At 69.4% G+C, this 21795-nt stretch carries 18 protein-coding genes and 1 pseudogene; 8 read left to right on the forward strand and 11 right to left on the reverse strand.

The features are described 5' to 3' along the window. Nucleotides 1-90: 90 nt before the first annotated feature. On the forward strand, nucleotides 91-831 hold the full coding sequence (locus tag ACYVOK_RS21695) for a GAF and ANTAR domain-containing protein (protein ID WP_460664312.1): 741 nt from the start codon (nucleotides 91-93) through the stop codon (nucleotides 829-831). Here the strand turns inward: ACYVOK_RS21695 and ACYVOK_RS21700 are convergent. Both ACYVOK_RS21700 and ACYVOK_RS21705 read right to left on the reverse strand, forming a co-directional pair. After that, a complete protein-coding gene (locus tag ACYVOK_RS21700; RefSeq protein WP_460664313.1) occupies nucleotides 814-1674 on the reverse strand; it encodes an SDR family NAD(P)-dependent oxidoreductase in 861 nt (286 codons plus the stop codon). The two genes, ACYVOK_RS21695 and ACYVOK_RS21700, sit on opposite strands and share 18 nt — an antisense overlap. 97 nt (nucleotides 1675-1771) lie before the next feature. After that, nucleotides 1772-2089, reverse strand: coding sequence for a hypothetical protein (locus ACYVOK_RS21705; RefSeq protein ID WP_460664314.1), 318 nt, complete (start codon nucleotides 2087-2089; stop codon nucleotides 1772-1774). Nucleotides 2090-2274: 185 nt separating this feature from the next. On the opposite strand from ACYVOK_RS21705, the gene ACYVOK_RS21710 reads away from it, so the two are divergent. After that, complete coding sequence (locus ACYVOK_RS21710; RefSeq protein WP_460664315.1) at nucleotides 2275-2508, forward strand: hypothetical protein; 234 nt, start codon at nucleotides 2275-2277, stop codon at nucleotides 2506-2508. A 70-nt stretch (nucleotides 2509-2578) separates the two neighbouring features. Beyond that, nucleotides 2579-2806: a DUF7218 family protein gene (locus ACYVOK_RS21715; protein WP_460664316.1), complete on the forward strand. Its 228-nt coding sequence runs from the start codon at nucleotides 2579-2581 to the stop codon at nucleotides 2804-2806. 844 nt (nucleotides 2807-3650) lie between these two features. Here the strand turns inward: ACYVOK_RS21715 and ACYVOK_RS21720 are convergent. The 4 genes and pseudogenes from ACYVOK_RS21720 to ACYVOK_RS21735 all read right to left on the reverse strand — a co-directional run bounded on the left by ACYVOK_RS21720 (nucleotide 3651) and on the right by ACYVOK_RS21735 (nucleotide 9565). After that, nucleotides 3651-5486 (reverse strand): AMP-dependent synthetase/ligase, encoded by a 1836-nt coding sequence (locus tag ACYVOK_RS21720; RefSeq protein WP_460664317.1) that lies wholly within the window; start codon nucleotides 5484-5486, stop codon nucleotides 3651-3653. A 172-nt stretch (nucleotides 5487-5658) separates the two neighbouring features. Continuing rightward, complete coding sequence (locus ACYVOK_RS21725) at nucleotides 5659-7671, reverse strand: tetratricopeptide repeat protein (RefSeq protein WP_460664318.1); 2013 nt, start codon at nucleotides 7669-7671, stop codon at nucleotides 5659-5661. Between the two features lie 64 nt (nucleotides 7672-7735). After that, nucleotides 7736-8476 (reverse strand): annotated as a pseudogene (locus tag ACYVOK_RS21730) (AfsR/SARP family transcriptional regulator); the annotation flags it as partial. A 63-nt stretch (nucleotides 8477-8539) separates the two neighbouring features. After that, nucleotides 8540-9565 carry an aspartate-semialdehyde dehydrogenase gene (locus tag ACYVOK_RS21735; RefSeq protein WP_460664319.1) on the reverse strand — a complete coding sequence of 342 codons (1026 nt, stop codon included), beginning with the start codon at nucleotides 9563-9565 and terminating at the stop codon, nucleotides 8540-8542. A 230-nt stretch (nucleotides 9566-9795) separates the two neighbouring features. Here ACYVOK_RS21735 and ACYVOK_RS21740 point away from each other — a divergent pair, with 230 nt between their 5' ends. Further along, nucleotides 9796-10557, forward strand: coding sequence for an IclR family transcriptional regulator (locus ACYVOK_RS21740; protein WP_460664320.1), 762 nt, complete (start codon nucleotides 9796-9798; stop codon nucleotides 10555-10557). On the opposite strand, the gene ACYVOK_RS21745 is transcribed toward ACYVOK_RS21740, so the two are convergent. Genes ACYVOK_RS21745 through lepA form a run of 4 tightly spaced genes read right to left on the reverse strand, consistent with a single transcriptional unit; the run spans nucleotide 10539 to nucleotide 15258 of the window. Next, a complete protein-coding gene (locus ACYVOK_RS21745; RefSeq protein ID WP_460664321.1) occupies nucleotides 10539-11753 on the reverse strand; it encodes an MFS transporter in 1215 nt (404 codons plus the stop codon). The genes ACYVOK_RS21740 and ACYVOK_RS21745 overlap by 19 nt on opposite strands. Nucleotides 11754-11778: 25 nt before the next feature. Further along, complete coding sequence (locus tag ACYVOK_RS21750; RefSeq protein ID WP_460664322.1) at nucleotides 11779-12405, reverse strand: MOSC domain-containing protein; 627 nt, start codon at nucleotides 12403-12405, stop codon at nucleotides 11779-11781. 43 nt (nucleotides 12406-12448) lie between these two features. Beyond that, nucleotides 12449-13354 carry an aminoglycoside phosphotransferase family protein gene (locus ACYVOK_RS21755; protein WP_460664323.1) on the reverse strand — a complete coding sequence of 302 codons (906 nt, stop codon included), beginning with the start codon at nucleotides 13352-13354 and terminating at the stop codon, nucleotides 12449-12451. 5 nt (nucleotides 13355-13359) lie between these two features. Next, complete coding sequence (lepA, locus tag ACYVOK_RS21760) at nucleotides 13360-15258, reverse strand: translation elongation factor 4 (protein ID WP_460664324.1); 1899 nt, start codon at nucleotides 15256-15258, stop codon at nucleotides 13360-13362. A 117-nt stretch (nucleotides 15259-15375) separates the two neighbouring features. Between lepA and ACYVOK_RS21765 the strand changes: the two genes are divergently transcribed. From ACYVOK_RS21765 to ACYVOK_RS21775, 3 genes are read left to right on the forward strand one after another with little or no spacing between them, the layout of a single operon-like run. After that, on the forward strand, nucleotides 15376-16275 hold the full coding sequence (locus ACYVOK_RS21765) for a protein kinase family protein (RefSeq protein WP_460664325.1): 900 nt from the start codon (nucleotides 15376-15378) through the stop codon (nucleotides 16273-16275). 52 nt (nucleotides 16276-16327) lie between these two features. Then, complete coding sequence (locus ACYVOK_RS21770; protein WP_460664326.1) at nucleotides 16328-16858, forward strand: SigE family RNA polymerase sigma factor; 531 nt, start codon at nucleotides 16328-16330, stop codon at nucleotides 16856-16858. Then, a complete protein-coding gene (locus ACYVOK_RS21775) occupies nucleotides 16855-17979 on the forward strand; it encodes a hypothetical protein (RefSeq protein ID WP_460664327.1) in 1125 nt (374 codons plus the stop codon). Before ACYVOK_RS21770 ends, ACYVOK_RS21775 begins: the two co-directional genes overlap by 4 nt. 50 nt (nucleotides 17980-18029) lie before the next feature. Here the strand turns inward: ACYVOK_RS21775 and ACYVOK_RS21780 are convergent, their stop codons facing one another. Further along, on the reverse strand, nucleotides 18030-21026 hold the full coding sequence (locus tag ACYVOK_RS21780) for a S8 family serine peptidase (RefSeq protein ID WP_460664328.1): 2997 nt from the start codon (nucleotides 21024-21026) through the stop codon (nucleotides 18030-18032). A 182-nt stretch (nucleotides 21027-21208) separates the two neighbouring features. Between ACYVOK_RS21780 and ACYVOK_RS21785 the strand changes: the two genes are divergently transcribed. Beyond that, nucleotides 21209-21673 carry an SRPBCC family protein gene (locus ACYVOK_RS21785; protein ID WP_460664329.1) on the forward strand — a complete coding sequence of 155 codons (465 nt, stop codon included), beginning with the start codon at nucleotides 21209-21211 and terminating at the stop codon, nucleotides 21671-21673. The last annotated feature ends 122 nt before the right edge of the window (nucleotides 21674-21795 follow it).

A 21795-nucleotide genomic window follows, 5' to 3' on the forward strand; every position in this document is an offset into this window, starting at 1 on the left:
TGAACTGATTCCGTCAAGACGCGGCGGGGTGCACCACTCCTCGACGCGGGCATCGGCTGGCCGGTTCGCGCGCCAGATTCGAGAGCCCCCATGTCGACCCCCATCGCCGCCGCGCGCGACAACCGGCAGGCGCACGCCTTCGCCGAGCTCGCGGTGCTGCTCCACGACGCGCCGACCACGGCCGAGACCGCGGAGGCCGTGGTCCGCTACGCGATCCCGGCGGTCGCCTGCGAGCACGCCGGCATCGCACTCCAGGACGCGAGCGGCGTCATCACGATCGGCACGGTGAGCAGCGACGTTCCTCGCCTGCTCTACGGGCTGCAACTCGACCACGGCGACGGGCCGATGATCGCCGCGATCGACCACAACGTCGTTCTCTACATCCCCAGCGCGGCCGACGAGACCCGATGGCCGGCCTGGAGCCGGCACGCGGTCACCTTGGGCGTCGGCAGCGTCGTACACCTGCCGCTGATTGCCGGCAGCAACACGCTCGGCGTGCTCAGTCTCTACAAGAGCGTGTGCGACGGCTTCGGCGACGACGACATCGCCATCGCCCACGTGCTCGCCCGCCATGCTGCGGTCGCGGTCGCCACCGTGCAGCGGCGCGAGGACATGACGAGCAAGGTCGACGCCCGCAAGCTGGTAGGGCAGGCCATGGGCATCCTGATGGAACGCCACGACCTCGACTCCGACCAAGCGTTCGCCGTACTGCGGCGCTACGCCGAAGGAAACGACCTCAAGCTCCAGCGGGTCGCCGAAGAGGTCGTCGCCGGCCGCAGATTCGCCACACAGAAGAAGCCGGCGCCGCCCCGCCTACCCGCGGTCGGCTGACTCGCGGGCCTCGAAGACATTCCCCGGGTCCGGCGCCGTCCGCTGCCTGCGTTCGAAGCCGAAAAAACGGACGATCGGGCCGACCAGCCGTTCGAAGACGCCGGGAAGCAGGCGGTACAGCCCGACCTCGAGGTGGCTGATCAGGCCGACCGTCGTCTCCCGACGTGGCCGCTCGATCGCCCGGACGATCCGCACCGCGACGCGTTCCACGTCGTAGACGGGCGGAATCGGCCGGCCCGGGCGGCCGAAGTACCTCGCGGCTCGGGCGTAGATCGGAGTGTCCACCGAGCCCGGCGAGACCAAGGTGACCTCGACCCCGGGTAGCTGCCGTGCCTCGAGGCGCAGTACGCGAGCGAATCCGTGAACCGCCCATTTGCTGGTCACGTACGGGCTGGAGTACGGGATCGTCACCTTGCCGAGCACCGAACTCACGATCACCAGGCATCCCTTGCCCTGGGCCCGGAACTGCCGCAGTCCGGCCCGGGCCACGTTCGCCGTACCTCGCAGGTTCGTGTCGACGACCCGATCGAAGACGGCTGCCGGGATGTCCTCGAACCGCCCGAAGGCGAGTACGGCGGCGCAGTGCACGATCGCGTCGATCCGGCCGTACGCGGCCACCGTGTCCTTGACGGCCCGGTCCACCGCAGCCGAGTCCGACACGTCCATCGGCAGCAGGAGTACGTCGGCCGCCCCTGCCTCGCGGCACTCGACAGCTGCCTCGTCGAGGCGGGCGGTCGACCGGCCGGTCAGGGCCAGCCGGCCCTGCGCCCCGGCCAACCGCCGAGCCGTCGCCCGGCCGATGCCGCTCGACGCGCCGACGACAAGGACCACTGGAACTGCCATGCCGGCTCCCCGATCGATTGTGGACGGTCCCGGTGCTGCTGGTCAGAACACCGGGACCTGGAGCCCCCGGCCTCGCGCGCGGCCAGGTGCCCCTTGGTCACCCCTGTGCCCGCGCCGAATCCCCGAGGCGCCAGGTCACGAAGGCCGTGCCGCCCGGATCACCGGAGCCGGCAGCGAGGGCGGCGATCACCAGGCCGATCGCCAGTCCACAAATGATCAACAGGCCGATGGCAAGGCCGGCCCGCTGCCGATGCGGCGGGGCAACGTCACCGGTGCCGCTGAAGTCCGGACCCCAGCCGAAGCCGAGCAGCGGCGGGCCTCCGCCCGGCATGCCCGGCAACGGATGATTGGCGTACAGCGGCATCGAGCCGTCCGGCAGGGCGGCCGGCGGCTGATGGGCTTCCTGACTCCTCACAGTGTCCGCACCCCCTTGAACGGTCCCAGGTGCTGGTTGGCTCAACACCGGGAACCTGGACGATGCCGAACCCTCGAGTGCTCCGGCTTCGTCCTGTCTCCTCAGTGCCCAGGAGACAGGCAACTATTCCGATTGGCAAGGCATGACCGCGGTTACCGGGAGGATCCCGAAACCTGGAGGCGACGATGAGCTTCGACCGACCCGGACTCGACGACAAGCACAAAACCGTTAGCGACACCGAACTGAACGACGCCCTGGAGAACGACGAACTCGAGAAGGGCGGCCTCGACTTCGACGAGGTCGAACACAGCGAAGGCGACCGCTCCCCCGGCCCCGAGCCGAACCCGGCCCGCCGCCCACCCCGCGACCAGGACGTGACCCAAGGCAACGAAGGCCGCCCGGTCGAACCGCCGGACTGACGAGTCTCGTATCCAGCCGAGAAGGGCTGGGTACCGGCTGGGTGAAGCTACTCGAGCCCAGGAGGTAGTGATGCCGAGCAAGTCGGCGAACGTCAAGAACGAGAAGCAGTACGAGGCCCTCAAGGACAAGGGCATGTCCAAGGAGCGCGCCGCCAAGATCGCCAACGCGCCGAAGTCGAGCGAACACGGCGGCAAGAAGAGCGGCAAGGGCAGCAGCAGCAGCAAACAAGGCGGCACCACCGCCCAAAAGAAAGAAGCCGGCCGCAAAGGCGGCAAAGCCGCCGCCAAGAAGAACTGAACCTTGCTAGGTGCTACCCGTGGCCCGTGAACCCTCACGGGCCACCGGCAGGCTTGCCGCCTTCCCGCCAACCTCCACCGCCTTCCGCCGACGAAGGAGCCACGCGTACGCCGCGGGGCGGCGAACTATGTTCGTGAACCCCGTGCGGTGAGACCGGGTAGGTAACCCCGGGTGGTGTTGCCGGACGATCGACGCTCACGTGACCCTTCGATCAAGCCGACGACACCACCCGCCCCACCGGGTGTACGACCCCAGCACCCACCCCACCGGGTGCACGACACCAGCACCCACCCCACCGGGTGTGCGGGAGTGGTAGCGAGCACGGCGACGGAGGAGCGCGCGTAGCTCCGCGTGGGTCAAACGGGTGCGGTCAACGCCGGTGCGGTCGCCTGACGAACAACGGCCAGGCGACCCCACACGGCTTTCAACCAAGCGGGCGACAGCACGCGCACAAAAGGGCGGGTGGGAGCGGCGGCGAGCACGGCGACGCAGGAGCCGCGCGTAGCGCCGCGCGGGTAAAACCCCCGAGGTGGAGTCGCCTGACGAACAACGGCCAGGCGACCCCACACGGCTTTCAACTAAGCGGGCGACAGCACGCGCACAAAGGGCGGGCGGGAGCGGCGGCGAGCACGGCGACGCAGGAGCCGCGCGTAGCGCCGCCGCGGGTAAAACCCCGAGGTGGAGCCGCCTGACGAACAACGGCCAGGCGACCCCACACGGCTTTCGACCAAGCGGGCGACAGCACGCGCACAAAAGGGCGGGCGGGAGCGGCGGCGAGCACGGCGACGGAGGAGCCGCGCGTAGCGCCGCGTGGGGAACCACCTGCGGCGAGATCGCGTGAGGCTTACTCGTACATCTTGTCGAGGAGGTCGGCGTACTGGTTCTCCACGTGTTTGCGCTTGAGTTTCAGGCTGGGGGTCATCTCCCCGGACTCGACGGTGAGGTCGCGGTCGAGGATGGTGAACTTCTTCACGGTTTCCCAGCGGTTCAGGCCGGCGTTGAGTTCGTCGATGTAGCCCTGGACCATGGCGCGGGCCGCGTCGGAGGTGACGATCTCGCTGTACGACTTGCCGGCCATGCCGTTCGCGGCGGTCCATCCCTGGATCGCGTCGGGGTCGAGCGTGACCAGCGCGCTGACGAAGTTCCGTTTGTTGCCGTGGACAACGAACTGGCCGACGTACGGGCAGATCATCTTGAACCGGCCCTCGATGGCCTGCGGGGCGACGTACTTGCCGCCGGAGGTCTTGAACAGGTCCTTCTTCCGGTCGGTGATGAACAGGAACTCGTCCTCGAAGTGGCCGATGTCGCCGGTGTGGAACCAGCCGTCGGCGTCGATCACCTCGGCGGTCTGCTCGGGCTGGTTGTGGTAGCCGCTCATCACGCCGGGGCCCTTGATCAGGATCTCGCCGTCCTCGGCGATCTTCGCCTCGGTGCCGGGGAAGATCGGGCCGACGCTGCCGAGCCGGTACTGCGTGGGCCGGTTCAGCGACGAGCCGGCGGCGGTCTCGGACAGGCCGTAGCCCTCGAGGATCAGCAGCCCGGCGGCGTGGAACCATTCGGCCAGTTTCTTGTCGAGCGCGGCCGAGCCGGAGACGAAGAACCGGATCCGGCCGCCGAAGCGGGCCCGGATCTTGGACAGCACCAGCTTGTCGGCGAGGGTGTACTGCGCCGCCAGAGCACCGCCGGGCTCCTTGCCGGCCTGGCGCAGCGCGGAGACCCGAGCGCCGACGCCGAAGGCCCAGTGGAAGAGCTTGGCCTTGATCCCGCCCTCTTCCTCGATCATGGTGACGATCCGGGAGTGCGCCTTCTCGAAGATCCGGGGCGCGGCGGCCATGAAGGTGGGCTGGACGACGGCGGCGTTCTCGACGATCTTGTCGATCCGCCCGTCGATCGCGGTGGCGAAGCCGATCTGGAACTGTACGGCGAGCAGCACCTGACCGAACACGTGGGACAACGGCAACCAGAGGAACTGCAGGTCGTCCGGGCTGAGCACCCGGATCCCCTCCACCGCGGCACCCTCGTAGGTCCAGACCGAGTGCGGCAACCGGACACCCTTCGGCCGGCCGGTGGTGCCGGAGGTGTAGATCAGCGTGCACAGGTGATCGGGCTTGATCTGGGCAAGCCGGTCGTCCACGGCGGCCGGGTTGTCCTTCAGGTACGACGCCCCGAGCTCGTCGAGCGCCGACAGCGACAACACCCAGGACGCGTCGTCGGCGGGCGGCTCACCGTCGATCAGCACGACCTTCTGCAGTGAGGGCGTCTCGGACCGGTGCTCCCGCAGCTTGTCCAGCTGGCTCGCGTCCTCGGCGAACACGACCTGTACGTCGGCATCCGCCACGATGAACGCGACGTCGGTGGCGATCGTGGTGGGGTAGATCGTGGTCGTGGCCGCGGCCGCGAGGACGGCGGCCAGGTAGCACTCGACCCATTCCATCCGGGTGCTGGACGCGATCGCCACCCGCTGTTCGGGCTGGACGCCGAGGGCGATCAGACCGGCGGCCCGGCGGCGGGCGAGCTCGTCGAGGTCCCGCCAGCTGACGGATTTCCACTGGTCCCCGGACGGGTACCGGAAGGCCTCGCGTGAAGGGGTCGCGGCGACCCGGTCGAGGAACATCGCGGCCATGTTCTCTTTGCGGTTGCTGAGCAGCGCGAGCTGGCCCTCATCGGCGACTGGCTTCATCTCTGGCCTCCATCGGGGGGTCAAGTAACCGGAGGGTAATCGCTACCGGGCACGGCTGACTATGCCCCTCGCTCACCCGGCCGCAGCTTCTCTATTACGTTTCCGCAACGCGCGCACACGGCCAGTGGGCTGCGTCTCACTGACAGTTCTACCCCCGCACCAGGCGGTCTCGTCAACCGGGTCGCAGCCGGTCCAGCGCGCGCCGGGCCGCCTCGGCGTCGGGGTGGTCCATCGCCTCGAGGATTTCCAGCGCCTCGCTCCAGCTCGCCCGGGCCGCGTCGCGCCGGCCGGCGAGCTCCTGTACCTGGGCCATCGACATCAGGCATTCAGCGGTCTCGTGCCGCCGGCCGAGGGCGCGCACGATGGCAACCGCGGTCGCATAACCGGCAATGGCTTCGTCGAGCCGGCCGGACCCGGCCAGGGCGAACGCCATGGTGTCGCTCACCACGGCACGCCCGTACTCGCTGTCCTGCTCCTCGTAGAGCTTCAGCGCCTGCTGCGCGTAATCAACGGCCGCGTCGTACTCACCGAGCTGCCCGTAGTACCAGCCGAGGTTGTTGAGTGCGTTCGCCCGCGCCTCGACGTGACCGGTCCGCTCGTAGATGCGGAGCGCGCGCATCGTCTTCTCGATGGCCTCCCGGTGCTCCCCAATCCGGCTCAGCACCCGCGCCTGGCTGAGCGATCCGTGCGCAACCCCGGCGTCGTCGCCCAGCTCCTCTGCGATGCCGAGGGCGAGCGCGTGCTGCCGGAGCGCGTCGTCCCATCGCCGCAGCGCCATGTGACCGCGGGCGAGGTCCCGCCGAGTCTGGGCCTGCTTGCGCAGATCACCGAGCCGCACCGCCGCCTCGAGCGCGAGCAACTCCGACTCCATGTAGCCGGGCCGTCCGCGGAAGTCGAGATAGTCCGCGATCGTCCACACGTACAACCACAACAACCCGTCGGCCCGCCCGGCGGCAGCACGCAGTACGGCGAGGCTGTTCGGTTGCTCGGAGTCGAACCAGGCGAATGCGTCCTCGCGCGTCGACAGCTGAACCGTCTCGACACCCGGATCCAGACCCGGCAACTCGACCGGGTCCCGCCCTGGGGCGAGCAGCAACGCGGCCGCCTTGCCGGTGTGAACCAGATACCCGAGCAGTCGCTCGAACGCCTCGTCGGCCTCCTGCTCCGCGCACAACTCGCGCGCGTAACTGCGGAGCAGGTCGTGCATCGTGTAGCGATCCTGCCCGAGCTCGACGAGTTGATGATTCGCCACCAGTACGGCGAGCATCCCGCGAGCCTCACGAATCGGTACGCCGGCCAACGCCGCCGCGGCGCCGACGGTGATCTCGGCCCCCGGATGCTGGGCCAGCAACCGGAACATCCGCGCGAGCTCGGGCCGCAACTGCCGGTACGACCAGGAGAAGATCGTCCGTACGTCGACGCCGTCGCTGGTCGCCAGCGCGTCCAGCGGCGCCTGGCTGAGCGTCTCGACGAACGAGTCCAGCGGCCGCCGCGGGCGCAACGCGATCTGTGCCCCGAGCAGCGAGAGGGCCAGCGGAAGCCCGGCACACCGGCTGATCAGCGCTTCGGTGCTCCGGGCATCCTCCTGCAGCCGCCGCTCGCCGACCCTTGCTGCCAGCAACTGTCTCGACTGGACCGGGTCGAGGACGTCCAGCTGGATCGGCTCCGCCTGCTCGGTCGCCACCAGCCCGGCGAGCTCGTTCCGGCTGGTGACCAAGGTGAGGCAGTTCGGCCCGGATGCCGCCAGCGGGCGGACCTGTTCGGCGGTCCGGGCATTGTCGAGGACGACCAGGACCGCCCGCTCGGCCAACAGGCTGCGGTACAACGCGATCTGCTCGTCCGCGGTGATCGGCAGCCGGTCGGCCGGGATCCCCAGTCCGGCGAGGAACCGCGGCACCACGGTCAGCGGGTCGGCGGGCTCGATGGCCGGCGAGTACCCGAGCAGGTCGGCGTACAGGATCCCGTCGGTGAAGGTGTCGGCGACCTGCCTGGCCCAGTGGATCGCGAGTGACGTCTTGCCCACGCCCGCCGGTCCGATGACGAGTCCGACGTGCGCACCGGGCAGCAGGCTGTTCAGGCGTTGCAGGTGCTCCGTCCGGCCGGTGAACGCCGGTACGGCGGTCGGCAGCTGTCGCGGCACCACCATGCTCTCGGTGTCCGTCGCCTCCAGCAGTTCGGCGTGCACCCGCTGGAGTTCGGGGCCCGGGCCCGACCCCGAGGAGCTCGCGCAGCCGGCGGGAGACTTCGCCGTACGTCGACAACGCGAGAGCGTGCCGTCCGGACGCGTGCTGGGCGCGCATCAGCTGGGCCCAGAACCGTTCGCGCGTCGGGTAGCGCTCGACGAGCTCGGTCAGCTCCGGGATCACCGCGGCCGCGTCGCCGAGCGCGAGCCGGGCATCGAACGCCGACTCCCGCGCCTGCAGGTGCTCCTCGACCAGCCGCGGGACCATCTCGCGGGTCAGCGTGCCGGCGTCCAGCCCGGCCAGCGGTTCGCCGCGCCAGAGGGCGAGCCCCTCGGTCAGGAGCGCGACCTTCCGGGCAGGATCACCGGCCTGCCCGGCACGGCGGACCAGGGACCGGAACGTCTCGAGATCGAGCTGCTCCGGGTCCGCATGCAGCGCGTAGCCTCCGTCACCGGTGCGGATCATCGTCCGGTCGGTGTCCCCGAGTGCGGCCCGCAGCCTGGAGACGTAGATCTGCAGGGCGGAGCGCGGGCTGCTCGGCAACTCGTCGTCGTCCCACAGGACGTCGACGAGATCCTCGGTCCGCACGGTCCGGTTGAGACGTAGCAGCAGCGCGGCCAGCAGGACCGCGGGCCGGTGCGACGGGAGCGGGATCACCTCACCGCCCACGGTCCGCACCTCGACCGTTCCCAGTAGGCGGAACCGCAGCTCCGAAGAGCCACCCACACGACGCCGCTCCAGCTCGGTCACCTCCCCTGGTCCCGGCCGAACAGCTGCATCACAGCAACCAGCAGGAAAGGCACACATTAGCGCCGCGGGGGCCTAGGAACGAGGTCTCTCCCCATGACATTTTCTTGACATCGGGAGGGCTCAGCGGGCGGCGAGAAGCTCCGCGATCTGGACGGCGTTGAGGGCGGCGCCCTTGCGGAGATTGTCGTTGGAGATGAACAGGGCGAGGCCGCGGTTGTCGGGGACCGACTGGTCCTGGCGGATCCGGCCGACGTACGACGGGTCCAGCCCGGCCGCGAGCAGCGGGGTCGGGAGGTCGGCGAGGGCGACACCGGGGGCGGTGCCGAGCAGCTCGGTCGCGCGCTCCGGCGTGATCGGCGAAGCGAACTCGGCGTGGATGCTGAGCGAGTGGCCGGTGAAGACCGGGACCCGGACACAGGTACCGGCGACGAGGAGATCCGGGATGTGCAGGATCTTGCGGCTCTCGTTCCGCAGCTTCTGCTCCTCGTCGGTCTCACCGGTGCCGTCGGCAACGATCGATCCGGCCAGCGGGAGCACGTTGAACGCGATCGGCCCGGCGTACACCTTGGGCTCGGGCAGCGTGATGCCGTCGGCCCCGCGGGCCAGCCGGCCGCCCGTCTCGGCGAGGGCGCGGGCCTGGTCCTCCAGCTCGCTGACGCCGGCGCCGCCGGAGCCCGAGACGGCCTGGTAGGTGGCGGCGATCAGCCGGGTCAGGGTCGCCTCGCGGTGCAGCGGGGCGAGCACCGGCATCGCGGCCATGGTGGTGCAGTTCGGGTTGGCGACGATGCCCTTCGGCAGGTTGTCCAGGTCGCCCGGGTTCACCTCGGACACGACGAGCGGTACGTCGGGGTCCATCCGCCAGGCCGACGAGTTGTCGACCACGACGGCGCCGGCCGCGGCGACCTTCGGCGCGAACTCCTTGGAGGCGGTCTTGCCGTTGGAGAACAGCGCCAGGTCGAGACCCGTGAAGTCGGCGGTGGCGGAGTCCTCGACGGTGATCTCGGCGTCACCGAACGGCAGCTTGGTCCCGGCCGACCGAGCGGACGCGAAGTACCGGATGTCGTCCACCGGGAACTTCCGCTCGACGAGCAGCTCCCGCATGACACTACCGACCTGACCCGTGGCCCCGAAAACTCCAACTCGCATGCTCAGCACCCTAGTCGCTCACCGCCCACCCGACCCCCGAATTCCACCATTCGGCGGCCTGGTCTCCCCTGCGGAAGGGGACCAGGCCGCCTGGGGAGCTCAGGCGTCGGCGACGAGGACGCCGCCGTTGGCGACGTCGGTGGTTTCGATTTCGGTGGTGTTCTGTGGCGCGGGACAGTGTTCCAGGAATCAGCCGATCGCGGCTGGCTGGCCAGATAGGGAGTGGCAAGATGACCGACATGAACTCGCCCTCGGCCATCGACAAGACGCTGATGGTGCTGGACGCCGTTCTGGAGCACTCGCGCTTCACCGACGTCGTCAACGCGACCGGCCTGGCCAAGTCGACCGTGCACCGGATCATGGCCTCGTTGGTCGAGCACGAGTTCGTCGCGCAGGCCGAGGACGGGTCGTACCACCCCGGCCCGAAGGCGCTGCGGCTCGCCGGTCATGCCCTCACCAACGTCGACCTCGCCACCGTCGCCCGCCCGGTGCTGGCCGATCTGGTCGCGCAGACTCGGTGCACGGTCCACGTCGGACTCCTGAACGGCGACGAGGCGATCTACGTCGCGCGGCTGGACGGGCCGAAGCCGTACCGGATGCCGTCCCGGGTGGGCAAGGCGATCTGGTTGCACTGCACCGGTATCGGCAAGGCGCTGCTGGCCGAACTGGACGACGCGGCACTCGACGGCCTCATCACCCGGACCGGGCTGCCCGCTCGCACTCCCCTGACCCACACGACAGCGAGGGCGTTGAAGGCGGATCTCGCCCAGGTGCGGTCGCGCGGCTACGCCCTCGACGACGAGGAGAACGAGCCGGGTATCCGCTGCGTCGCGGCCGTCATCCACGACCACACCGGCGCCGCGATCGCCGCGGTCAGCATCTCCACCCTGTCCCTGGAACAGTCGATCGCCCAGGTCGCGCTGATGGCTCCCGCAGCGATCGAGGCCGCTCGCAAGATCTCCGCCGCCCTCGGCTACCGCGAGCCGACCTGAGCCGGTCGCCGGGCCGCGGCCCAGCGTACGACGGGGACGAACAGGACCCCGACGACGGCGAACCAGACGCCGAGAATGATCCAGCCCGGCACGCCGAGGCCGAGTGGGAGCAGGGCCAGGACGGTCGGCGCGACCATGGTGCTGATCGACATGCTGGTGTTCCAGACACCCTGGTACTGCCCCTGGGCATGGTCGGCGGCGAGGTCGAAGCCGAGCAGGAACGAGCCGGACGACTGCAGCAACTCCCCCAGCACCTGCACCAGCGCACCGAGCGCGAGCAGCCCGACCGCGAGCGCGGCATCGCCCCATGACGCTCCGGCGAACAGCACCATCGATGCCATCAGCAACAATCCGGCGGTCCGGGTCGCGCGGGCGGCAGTCGCCGGGTCGGCGATGCCGCGCGACGACCGCACCTGGAACAGGGCGACGACCGCGGTGTTGATGATCAGCAGCAGCGCGACGGTCCAGCGGGGTGCGTCGGTGTGGTCGACCACCCACAGCGGGATCGCGACGTCCAGAACGGCGTACTGGATCGACATCGCGGCGTTGAGCGAGGCAACAGCCAGATAGCCGCGATCGCGGAGGGCGACCCACACTGGTCCGTCGCCGGTCCTCGGCAACGGCGCGACCCGTGGAACCGCCAGCACGACGAACGCCGCGACGATGCTCAGTACGGCGTCCAGCACGAACATGGCCCGGTACGCCGTACCCGTGTCGAAGTGGAGTGCGAACACAGCGATCCCGGCGCCGGCCATGATGCCGATGTTGGTGACGGCGCGCAGGTACGCGCGGGCCGCGACCCGGTCGGCGCCTTGGGTGATCGCAGCGATCAACGCCGCCCGGACGGCGCCCGCACCCCGGTCGATCACGGTCAGCACGACTGAGACGACGAGGAACTGCCAGAAGGTCTCCACCAGCAGGTAGAGGAGGGTCAGCCCGCAGAGCATCAGGCTGAGGACGACGAACAGCGTGCGCGGACCGCGGCGATCGGCCAGGTGACCCATCGGCACCGCCGACAACAGGCCGAACAGTCCGGCGATCGTGAGCCCGAGGCCGACCTGAGCGATCGACAATCCGACGATCCGGGTGAAGTACAGGACGCTGACCGTCATCAGCAGGCCGCTGCCGATCCGGCTGAGCAGGGTGGCGAGGGCGAGCGGGCGAAGCGGTCCGGGCGCGGGCAGCAGATCCCTCATCGACCGTCCCAGGCGTTCGGCGCTCTCACGACCGCGCGACGACGCGCAGGGCGGTCTCGCGAAGCTCGTCCATCAGGTCGACGCCGGAGTCCAGCATCCGCTGCATCTTCGCCGGATCCTGCGCGCCGAACATGTGCCCGATGGTGACCTCGTGGTCCGGCCGGCTGAGCACCTCGATCTGATCGCCCGCACCGATCGCACCGGTCCGCAGCACCTTCAGATACGCGCCAGGACGACCGGCCTGGTGGAATCGCTTCACCCAGCGCGGCTCCTGCATGCGGTGCTGGAACGTGATGCACGGGATCCGTGGCGCGCGAACCATCACCTCGACCTCCGGACCGATCCGCCACACCTCACCGAGCAGCGCACCGGTCATGTCGAGCCCTTCGGTGCGCAGGTTCTCACCGAACAACCCGGTCGGGATGTCACGGCCGAGTTCGACCGCCCACCACTGGGCGTCCTCCTCGGCGTACGCGTAGAGCGCCTGGTCGGGACCGCCGTGATTCTTGGTGTCGCACACCATGTCACCGGCCAGCCCGAGTTCACCGACCGGTACGCGGCCGGCCTGCGGTACCTTGTCGATCGCCGTCAGCCCGGTCTCTTTCGGACCAGGAATCAGTTTCTCCACCACGTTGACCGTCAGCAGCCGCATGTCCTCATCATCCGTCGATACGGCCCGCGGCTCCACCGAGTTTTCAGTCCTGGACGGCCTTCACGATGGCGATGTTGCGGGTGAGCCAGTCCTGCGGCAGCGACTGATCGGCGCCGGCGTCCTCCAGCGCCCACAGGACGTTGAGCATCTGCCGGACGATCACCCAGTCGCGGGCGCGCTCCTCGTCCAGTCCGGCGGTGTCGATCGCGGTGTAGAAGCGCCGCCGGACCGCGAACCGAAGGTCGCCGGAGGCAACGACCTCGTCCCAGCGGTTCCACACCAGGGGCGCGACCTCGTAGTACGGGTCGCCGGACAGCGGCTTGGGGTCGATCACCAGCCAGGGTTCGCGGTCCGCGGCCAGCATGTTCTCGTAGTGCAGGTCGGTGTGGATCAGCTTGCCGTCGCACGCCGGGTCGGTGATGAAGTCCTCGGCGAGCGAGATGGCCTGTTCGACGTACCGATGCGGCACCGGCGCCGACGCCGGCAACCGGCGCAACCGTTCGACCCACCGCTTCAGCTCGCCGGACAGCGTCCGGTACTGCGGGCCGGCCGGGATGTGCAGCCGTCGGTAGGTGGAGGCAACGATCTCACACGCCTCGATCGCGTCGACGGTGGTGAGATCGCGCGGCTCCAGACGCTCCAGCAGCAGGGCGAACCGGCGCGGATCCGCCCGCAGCAACTGCACCGCACCGTTTCCGCCCCAGTCGCGGAGGGCAAGGTGCTCGGTCTCGGCCTCCCAGTGCGGGAACTGCACCTTCAGCACCGCCCGCTGCCCGTCGGCCGTCACCACCGGCACGACCAGCGCACAGTTCCCGTACGACGTCCTGCCGTCGACCCGGAGTCGCCACTCGTCGAGCAGCTCACGGGTCAGCCGCGGCAACCGGTCCAGCCAGTCGGCCCAGTCCGGCCCGCGCGAGGCGACGACCAGGAAGTCCGCCGGGATCTCCACCGGCACTACTTCTTTGCCTTCTCCGCAGTGTCGGTGGTCCGCAGCGCGGCGATGAAGGCCTCCTGCGGGACCTCGACCCGGCCGACCATCTTCATCCGCTTCTTGCCTTCCTTCTGCTTCTCCAGCAGCTTGCGCTTCCGGGTGATGTCACCGCCGTAGCACTTGGCCAGCACGTCCTTGCGGATCGCGCGGATCGACTCGCGGGCGATGATCCGGGACCCGATCGCGGCCTGGATCGGTACTTCGAACTGCTGCCTGGGGATCAATTCCTTCAGCTTGCCGGCCAGCGCGACGCCGTAGGAGTACGCGTTGTCGCGGTGCACGATCGCCGAGAACGCGTCGACCGTCTCGCCCTGCAGCAGGATGTCCACCTTGACCAGTGCGGCAGCCTGCTCGCCGGTCGGCTCGTAGTCGAGCGACGCGTAGCCCTTGGTCTTGGACTTCAGCTGGTCGAAGAAGTCGAAGACGATCTCGGCGAGCGGCAGGGTGTAGCGGAGCTCGACGCGATCCTCGGACAGGTACTCCATGCCCTGCAGGTTGCCCCGCTTGGCCTGGCACAGCTCCATGATCACGCCGATGTAGTCCTTGGGGCTGAGGATCGTGGCCTTGACGACCGGCTCGTAGATCTCGGCGATCTTGCCCTCGGGGAACTCGCTCGGGTTGGTGACCGTGTGTACAACGGGCTCCTTCCCGACGGTCTCCATTTCGACCCGGTAGACGACGTTCGGCGCGGTCGAGATCAGGTCCAGGTCGAACTCACGCTCGAGCCGCTCGCGAACGATCTCCATGTGCAGCAGCCCCAGGAATCCACAGCGGAAGCCGAACCCGAGTGCACCCGACGTCTCGGGCTCGTACTGCAGCGCCGCATCGTTCAGCTGAAGCCGCTCCAGCGCGTCCCGCAGCGTGGGGTAGTCGTCGCCGTCGATCGGGAAGAGCCCGGAGTACACCATCGGCTGGGGATGCTTGTAGCCGCCGAGCGGTTCGGTCGCGCCGTGCACGGCAGCCGTGACGGTGTCACCGACCCGGGACTGGCGGACGTCCTTCACCCCGGTGATCAGGTAGCCGACCTCGCCGACCCCGATGCTCGGCGACTTCATCGGCTCCGGCGAGATGACCCCGACCTCGAGCATCTCGTGCACCGCGCCGGTCGACATCATCTTGATCCGGTCCCGGTGGTTCAGCTCGCCGTCGACCACCCGGACGTAGGTGACCACGCCGCGGTAGGTGTCGTAGACCGAGTCGAAGATCAGCGCCCGCGGCGGGGCGTCCTTCACGCCCTTCGGCGGGTCGACCTGGGCGACGATCTCGCTCAGCAGGTCCTCGACGCCCTCACCGGTCTTGGCCGACACCTTCAGCACGTCGGAGGGGTCGCAGCCGATGATGTGCGCGAGCTCGGCCGCGTACTTCTCCGGCTGCGCGCTGGGCAGGTCGATCTTGTTCAGCACCGGGATGATGTGCAGGTCCGCGTTCAGCGCCAGGTAGAGGTTCGCAAGCGTCTGGGCCTCGATCCCCTGCGCGGCGTCGACCAGCAGTACGGCGCCCTCGCACGCCTCCAGCGACCGCGACACCTCGTAGGTGAAGTCGACGTGGCCCGGGGTGTCGATCATGTTCAGGATGTACGTCGTACCCTTCGGCGCGAGCAGGCCGCCGGGGGTGTCCGGACCGGGCGTGAACGGCAGCCGGACCGCCTGCGACTTGATCGTGATGCCGCGTTCCCGCTCGATGTCCATCCGGTCCAGGTACTGCGCCCGCATCGAGCGGTCGTCGACCACGCCGGTGATCTGCAGCATCCGGTCGGCCAGCGTCGACTTGCCGTGGTCGATGTGGGCGATGATGCAGAAGTTCCGGATCAGCGAAGGGTCGGTGCGACCCGGCTGCGGCGCATTCGTGGGGCCAACGGGCACGGAGGGGATCCAGTTCGTCTCGGGTACTACCTGATAACCGGTCAATCATCCCATGCGGGTCCAGCGGAATTGAAAATCGCGGGCGGTGGCGGCGCCGCGGACCTACCGTTGTGACGTATGGCGCACGCTGCTGGGGTCCGGTTGCCCTTCGAGGAGCTGCCCGCCGTGGTGCGGGCATGGGTCGACCGTGCTCTGGGGTCGGTGGTGGTGTCCGCCGCGACCCAGCAGGGCGGCTTCTCCCCCGGCGTCGCCGCCCACCTGGTGACCGCCTCGGGACGCCGCGCCTTCGTCAAGGCCGTCGGTCCGTCGCTCAACCCCAAGACACCCGAGTTGTTCCGCAACGAGATCGCCGCCGTGCAGGCCATCGGCCGGTTGCCGTCGGCCCCGGAGCTGTACGACGTGTACGACGACGGCGACTGGGTCGGACTGCTGTTCGAGGACATCGAGGGCCGGCTGCCGTCCCACCCGTGGGAACAGCAGGAGGCCGACCGTGTCCTGGACGCCGTGAGCGAGTTGACCGACGCCCTGGACCCGTCACCGTGGCCGGACGCGCCGGTCGCCGCCGTACGCAGTCGGGAGTTCCTCAGCCGGTGGGACAACGTGATCGCCGACGGGCTCGACGTACCCGACTGGGTGGCCGGCCGCGAGGAGGAGCTGGCGGAGCTCGCCCGGACCGGACTGCGGGCCCTGGCCGAAGGGAAGGCGCTGGCGCACTGGGATCTGCGGTCCGACAACATCATCCTGACCGACGACCGCGTGGTCTTCATCGACTGGGCGCATCCGGCGCTCGCACCGCGCTGGACCGACACCGTCATCCTGCACGCGGACATGCGTGAGTCGGTCCGGCTGCCGCGGTTGCCGGGTGACGAGGCGATCACCGGGTTCATCGCCGCCATCGCGGGCGGCCTGTGGTGGGGCGCGGCCCAACCGGCCCCACCTGGTCTACCGACGATCCGCCAGTGGCAGCGTCGGCATGCGATCGTTCACCTGGACTGGGTGCGAGAACGGCTGGCTTAGGTCGACGCAGCGTTTCCGGCGGATGCGCGTCTCTGGGGGTGTGACGAATCCAATGGTGAGCACCAGCGATCCCTACTGGGCGGCGCTGGCGCAGGACGACGCGCGGTCAGCCGTGTCGGAGCTCTACCAGCGGCACTGGGCCGGACTGGTCCGGCTGGCCGTGCTGGTGATGGACGACCGGCAAGCGGCGGAGGACGTCGTACAGGAGGCGTTCGCCGACCTGTACCGGCACTGGCCGCTGCGGGACTCCGGCAAGGCGCTGGGGTATCTGCGCACAGCCGTCGTCAACCGCAGCCGCTCGGTCCTGCGCCGCCGCAAGGTCGCGCGGCTCTACACCCCGCACCACGAGGCGCCGGACGACTCCGCCGAGACGTCGGCCGTGCTCGGCGAGGACCGCTCACAGGTCCGGCAGGCGCTCCGAGCCCTCCCGACGCGGACCCGGGCGGTCCTCGTACTGCGCTACTACTTCGATCTCCCGTTCGCCGAGATCGCGGAAATCCTCGGGATCGGCGAATCCACCGCCCGGTCCACCTCCTCCCGTGGCATCGCCGTGCTGACCGACAGGCTGAAGGAACTCCGATGAACGACACCGAGACTCGCCTGCGTGACTACCTGCAGGCCACCGCTGCCACCGTCCCCGACAGGCCCCCGGGCCTCGACCTCAGGACGGACGGAACGGCGCAGCGCCGTCGCTGGCCGGTGGTCCTCGCCGCCGCGGCCATCGCCGTCGTCCTGGTGCTCGCCGTGTCGTTCCTGACCCGCCTCGCGCCCACCGAGCCCGAGCCCGCCGCGCCGCCCGCACCGGTGTCGGGCGACGCTCCGCGGGTTCCGTACACGGTGAGCGAGAAGCGCGTGCTCACGCTCCATGACGGCGACCAGCAGGTCCGTGTCGGGTTCCAGTCCGACGGCTACTTCCGCGGCCGGGCCGGCGGTGGCTGGCTGGCTCTCACGATGCCGGCCAACCGGATCATGCAGGTCGGGCTTCTCCTACCGGACGGCTCCTTCCGCCCCGTCGGCCCGCCGCGGTCGGAGAGTCCGGTGCTGTCACCTGACGGCAGCCAGATCGTGATGGTGGCACGCCGGACCGACCAGAAGGGTCGTCTTCTGGTTGTCGACGTACGGACCGGCCGCGAGGTCGCGAGCACTCCGGTGCACGGGCAGGTGCCGCTGGTGCTCGGCTGGAACCGATCCGGGATCTGGATGTCCCGCAACGAGGCTGGGCTGAGCGTGTGGAGGCCCGGATCCGGTCAGCCGCAACCTGTCGATGTGCCAGGCTTCGACGGCGCGCGGGCGATCTCGCCCCCCACCGACACCGTCGTGCTGTCGACCAGGGACGGTCAGAAACGGTGCCTGAAGGCCGGTGCCCTGCGCGGAACGACGTTCGAGGTCCAACGGGAGTACTGCGACCAAGGCGTGGAGCAGCTGTATCCAGTGCTGTCACCGGACGGCAGCACGATGATCAACAGCCTGCAGAAGGTCGCCGTCGACGTCGCCACCGGGAAGGTGACCAAGCTCCAACTGCCGGACCGCATGCTGGACTGGCCGGAGGCCGTCTTCGAGGATGCGACGCACGTGCTGGCGCTCAACGAGCGGGACGGCGAGGCCGGGGTCCTGCTGCGGGAGCTCTACCGCTGTGACGTCACCACAGGTGCGTGCAAGCTGCTGGACAAGGACGCGGGGAACCTCACGCTGCAGCAGCCCTGACATGGACGAGGGCGGCCCCCACCAGTGGGAGCCGCCCTCGTTGCGTTCTGTTAGCTGTCTACCCGGACGATGGTCGAGCCCGAGCCGTCAGCACCGTCGCTGTACTGCAGGCGGCCCAGATACCGCGTACCGGCGGTGAGAACGGTCCAAGAGGCTGTCACCGACGTCTGACCGGCTACCTGGACGGACTGGGTCGCCGGAGTGACGGTGAGGTTGCCCTCCGTGGTGAGCAGAGCCCAGTGGTTCAGCTTCACCTGCTGCTCGTTGGCGCCCGCATAGAGGTCGACGTACACGTCGTACGACCCTCCTGCCGGTGCCGGGAGGTTGACCTCCTCCTCGGCCGAGCCGCCGGTGCTGCTGCCGAGCAGGGTCGTCGTACCGGTCTTGTAGACGAAGACGTCGAGGTCGGTGCCGGCCGGGTAGTCCGCGTCGAACGTGGAGAACCGGGCGTGCTTGGTGCCGGCCGGGACGTTCACGGTGAACTTCGCGACGTGGTCGTTGACCGCCGGGTTGGTGGTCGGGAACGAGACACCGCCCGGGTTCTTCAACGTGGCCTGGTTGACGGTCGCGGCGGTCAGGCCGACGGCCGTGGTGTTCAGCGTGCCGGTGTACCCCGCGGTGATCGGCACCTGCACGGACCCCGACGTCCCGGTCCCGTTGACCTGCACCGGCGCCTTCACGGTCAGCGGCTTGATCGCCACCGTGCTGCTCACCGAGTGCTCGCCGGACTTCCAGGTCAGCTTGCCGAACGAGTACTGCTCGAGCGGCGCGTCGGTGTTCTCGATGGTGACCGTGTACGTCGCCGTCCGGCCCGGGAGCGTGACCAGCATCCGCGGCGACACCGTCACCTTGAAGCCCTTCAGCCCCTCGACCTTCGGGAAGTAGATCTCCGGCAGCTTGCCGACGTTGCGGACGGTCCGGGTGACGGTCTGCTTCCCGGCCAGGTCGCCGATCGCGATGGTCGGGTAGTTCAGGTCGCTCGGGTCGATCTTGCCGTTCGCGCACAGCTCGTGGGTGGCGGGCACCTGACCGGAGCCGCAGACGAACTTGGTCCAGTCCTCGTACGACGAGTCGTAGACCAGGCCCGGGTCCATCGCGTCCTTGGGCTGCACCAGGCCGGCGCCGTACCCGAACGGGGTGCCCGGCGAGCCGGAGTCGTTCTGGATCGGCTTGCCGCTGGTGTCCTTGTCCGTGCCGGTGGTGAGCAGCGCGGACTTGATCGCCATCGGGGACCAGTGCGGGTACTTGCTCTTCAGCACAGCCGCGGCACCCGCGATGTGCGGCGCGGCCATCGACGTACCGCTGAAGAAGGCGTACTCGCCGCCGGCCGCGCTGAACGCGGTGGTCGCGGCCAGGACGTTCGTCCCCGGCGCCATCACGTCAGGCTTGAGCAGGTCACCGTTGCCGGCCAGCGACGGGCCGCGGCTCGACGAGCTGGCCACCTTCGGCGCGACCACGCGGACCGGGGTACCGGCGCTGATCGCGGCGGTCGGGTTCGCGGTGCCACCGACGTACGCCTTGATCGCGGGCGCCGCGACGTGGTCGAGATGAACGGTCGGGACCGAGTGCAGGTCCGAGTCCAGGGTGCCCGGGGTGATGTTGACCAGGATCATGCCCACACCGCCCGCGTTCTTGACCTGCAGGCTCTTGTCGACGCGGGCGTTGCCGCCGCGGTCGCAGACCACGATCTTGCCGGTCACCTTGGCCGGGTCGAGCGTGCCCGGCATACACAGCACGAGGGTGGCCGGGTCCGCCCCGGCGAGACCGGCGTCCTTGGCCAGGACGACCGGGGAGCTCTGCACGCCGGAGCCGATACCGGCGCCGGTGTAGGACTTGCCGTCGCCGAGCGTCACCGTGGTCTGGATGTCACGGTCATGGGTGCCGTTGGCAACCGTCGTCACCCACGGGTAGTTCTTGCCGACCGTGCTGACGCCCGGTCCGGTGTTGCCGGCGCTGGTGGCGACGAACACGCCCGCCCGGGCCGCGCGCAGGAAGGCGAGGCCGGTCGCGTTCACGAACGTCGAGCCGGAGCCGGAGATCGAGTAGTTCAGGACGTCGACGCCGTCCGCGACCGCGGCGTCGATACCGGCCACGATGTCCGCGTCGGTCCCGCTGCCGCCGCCGGCCTGGTCGACCGCCCACAGCACCTTGTAGATCGCCAGCCGGGCCTGCGGGGCGATACCCGAGCCCTTGCCGTAGTCGCGGCCCAGGACGCTCATCTCGACGCCGTAGTTGCCGGCCGCCGTACTGGCCGTGTGGGTGCCGTGGCCGCCGTAGTCACGCGGCGACTTGAACTCCTCCGGGATCGGCCGGGTGCCGATGCCCTTGTCGAAGTACCGGGCCCCGATCACCTTGTTGTTGCAGGCAACGGGCGCCTCCTCGCCGACCTGGCAGGTGCCCTTCCACTTCTTCGCGATGATCGCGTCGGACGTCTTGGTGGTCTTGATCGGCGCGAAGCTGGCCCGCTCCGGGACGAAACCGGAGTCGAGGACACCGATGATGACGCCGTCGCCGGCCTTCTCGATACCACCGGCCTGCTGCCACGCCCCGCCCCTGCCGGACAGGCCGAGGAACCGCGGGGTGTCCACGGTGTCCTGGTGCTGCAGCTCGCTCGGCTCGACACTCTTCACACCGGACGACTTGGCCAGCTTGACGGCTTCGTCGTACGACATCTGCGCGGAGAAGCCGGCGTACGTGTAGCTGTAGTCGTACAGCTTCTTCACGTCCGGAACCTTGGCCAGGACCTCCTGGCGCTCACGGGCGAGGTGCTGGACGTAGCCGACGACCTGGCTGGCCGTCTTGACCAGCTTCCCCCCGGGTACGACGCGGGTGGACGGCAGACCGGCGATGTCGCCGTCGTACTCGGCCACCGGGGCGTCGTCGAGCTGGACGATGTAGGAGCCGGTCGACGACTCCTTGACCTGCGGATCGGCCGCTACGGGCGTTTCCTCGGCCTGCAGCGCGTCCGCGGCGCGGGCCGCGAGCGGCAGACCGGCCAGCGACGCGACGAGCGCGGTGGCCACGATGATCGGGGTACGGCGGGGCACTGAGATCCTCCAGAGCTTGGACGGAGCGATGGTGGAGCGTGGTCTCGCTGCTGCACCCGTGACGACCGCACACACCACACCCCCTGCGGTGATCAGCGTCACGCGGGCCTGAGTATGCCTGTGGCGGGCACCGATGTCACGCTCAGCAGGGCAGGTGTCAGCTGACAGCAAGGGAAAACCCGATGTCCGACGTGAGCGAGTCCATCACGGTGTCAGCGCCGGCGTCCGCGGTCTACAACCTGGTCAGCGACCTGCCGCGGATGGGCGAGTGGAGTCCCGAGTGCACGCGGGTCACCTGGTCCGCTCGTACGCCGGGTCCCGCAGTGGGAGCACGGTTCGTCGGGCACAACCGGGCCGGCGTGGTCCGCTGGTTCACGCAGGGCCGGGTGGTGGACGCCGTGCCGGGCCGGCGGTTCAGCTTCCTGATCCATTTCGGGTCGATCCCGGTTTCGCTCTGGTCGTACGACTTCCGGGATCTGGACCCGGGCCGCTGCGAAGTCACCGAGTCGTGGACCGACCACCGACCGGCGCCACTGCGAGTGCTCTTCCGGCCCATTTTCGGCGACCGGCCGCGGATGAACCACCACGGGATCAAGGTCACGCTCGAGCGACTGAAGCGGGCTGCCGAGTCCTCCAGCGGGCGATAAGACCGACGACCACACCAGCCCGACGGCGACGCCGGCGGAGCCGAGGACGCGGACCTTGCGCGGCCACGGAGGTCATGACGTCGTACTGCGCCGACAGCCGGGTGACCGAGGTACGGCCCGGG

The organism is Kribbella swartbergensis (assembly GCF_054784135.1).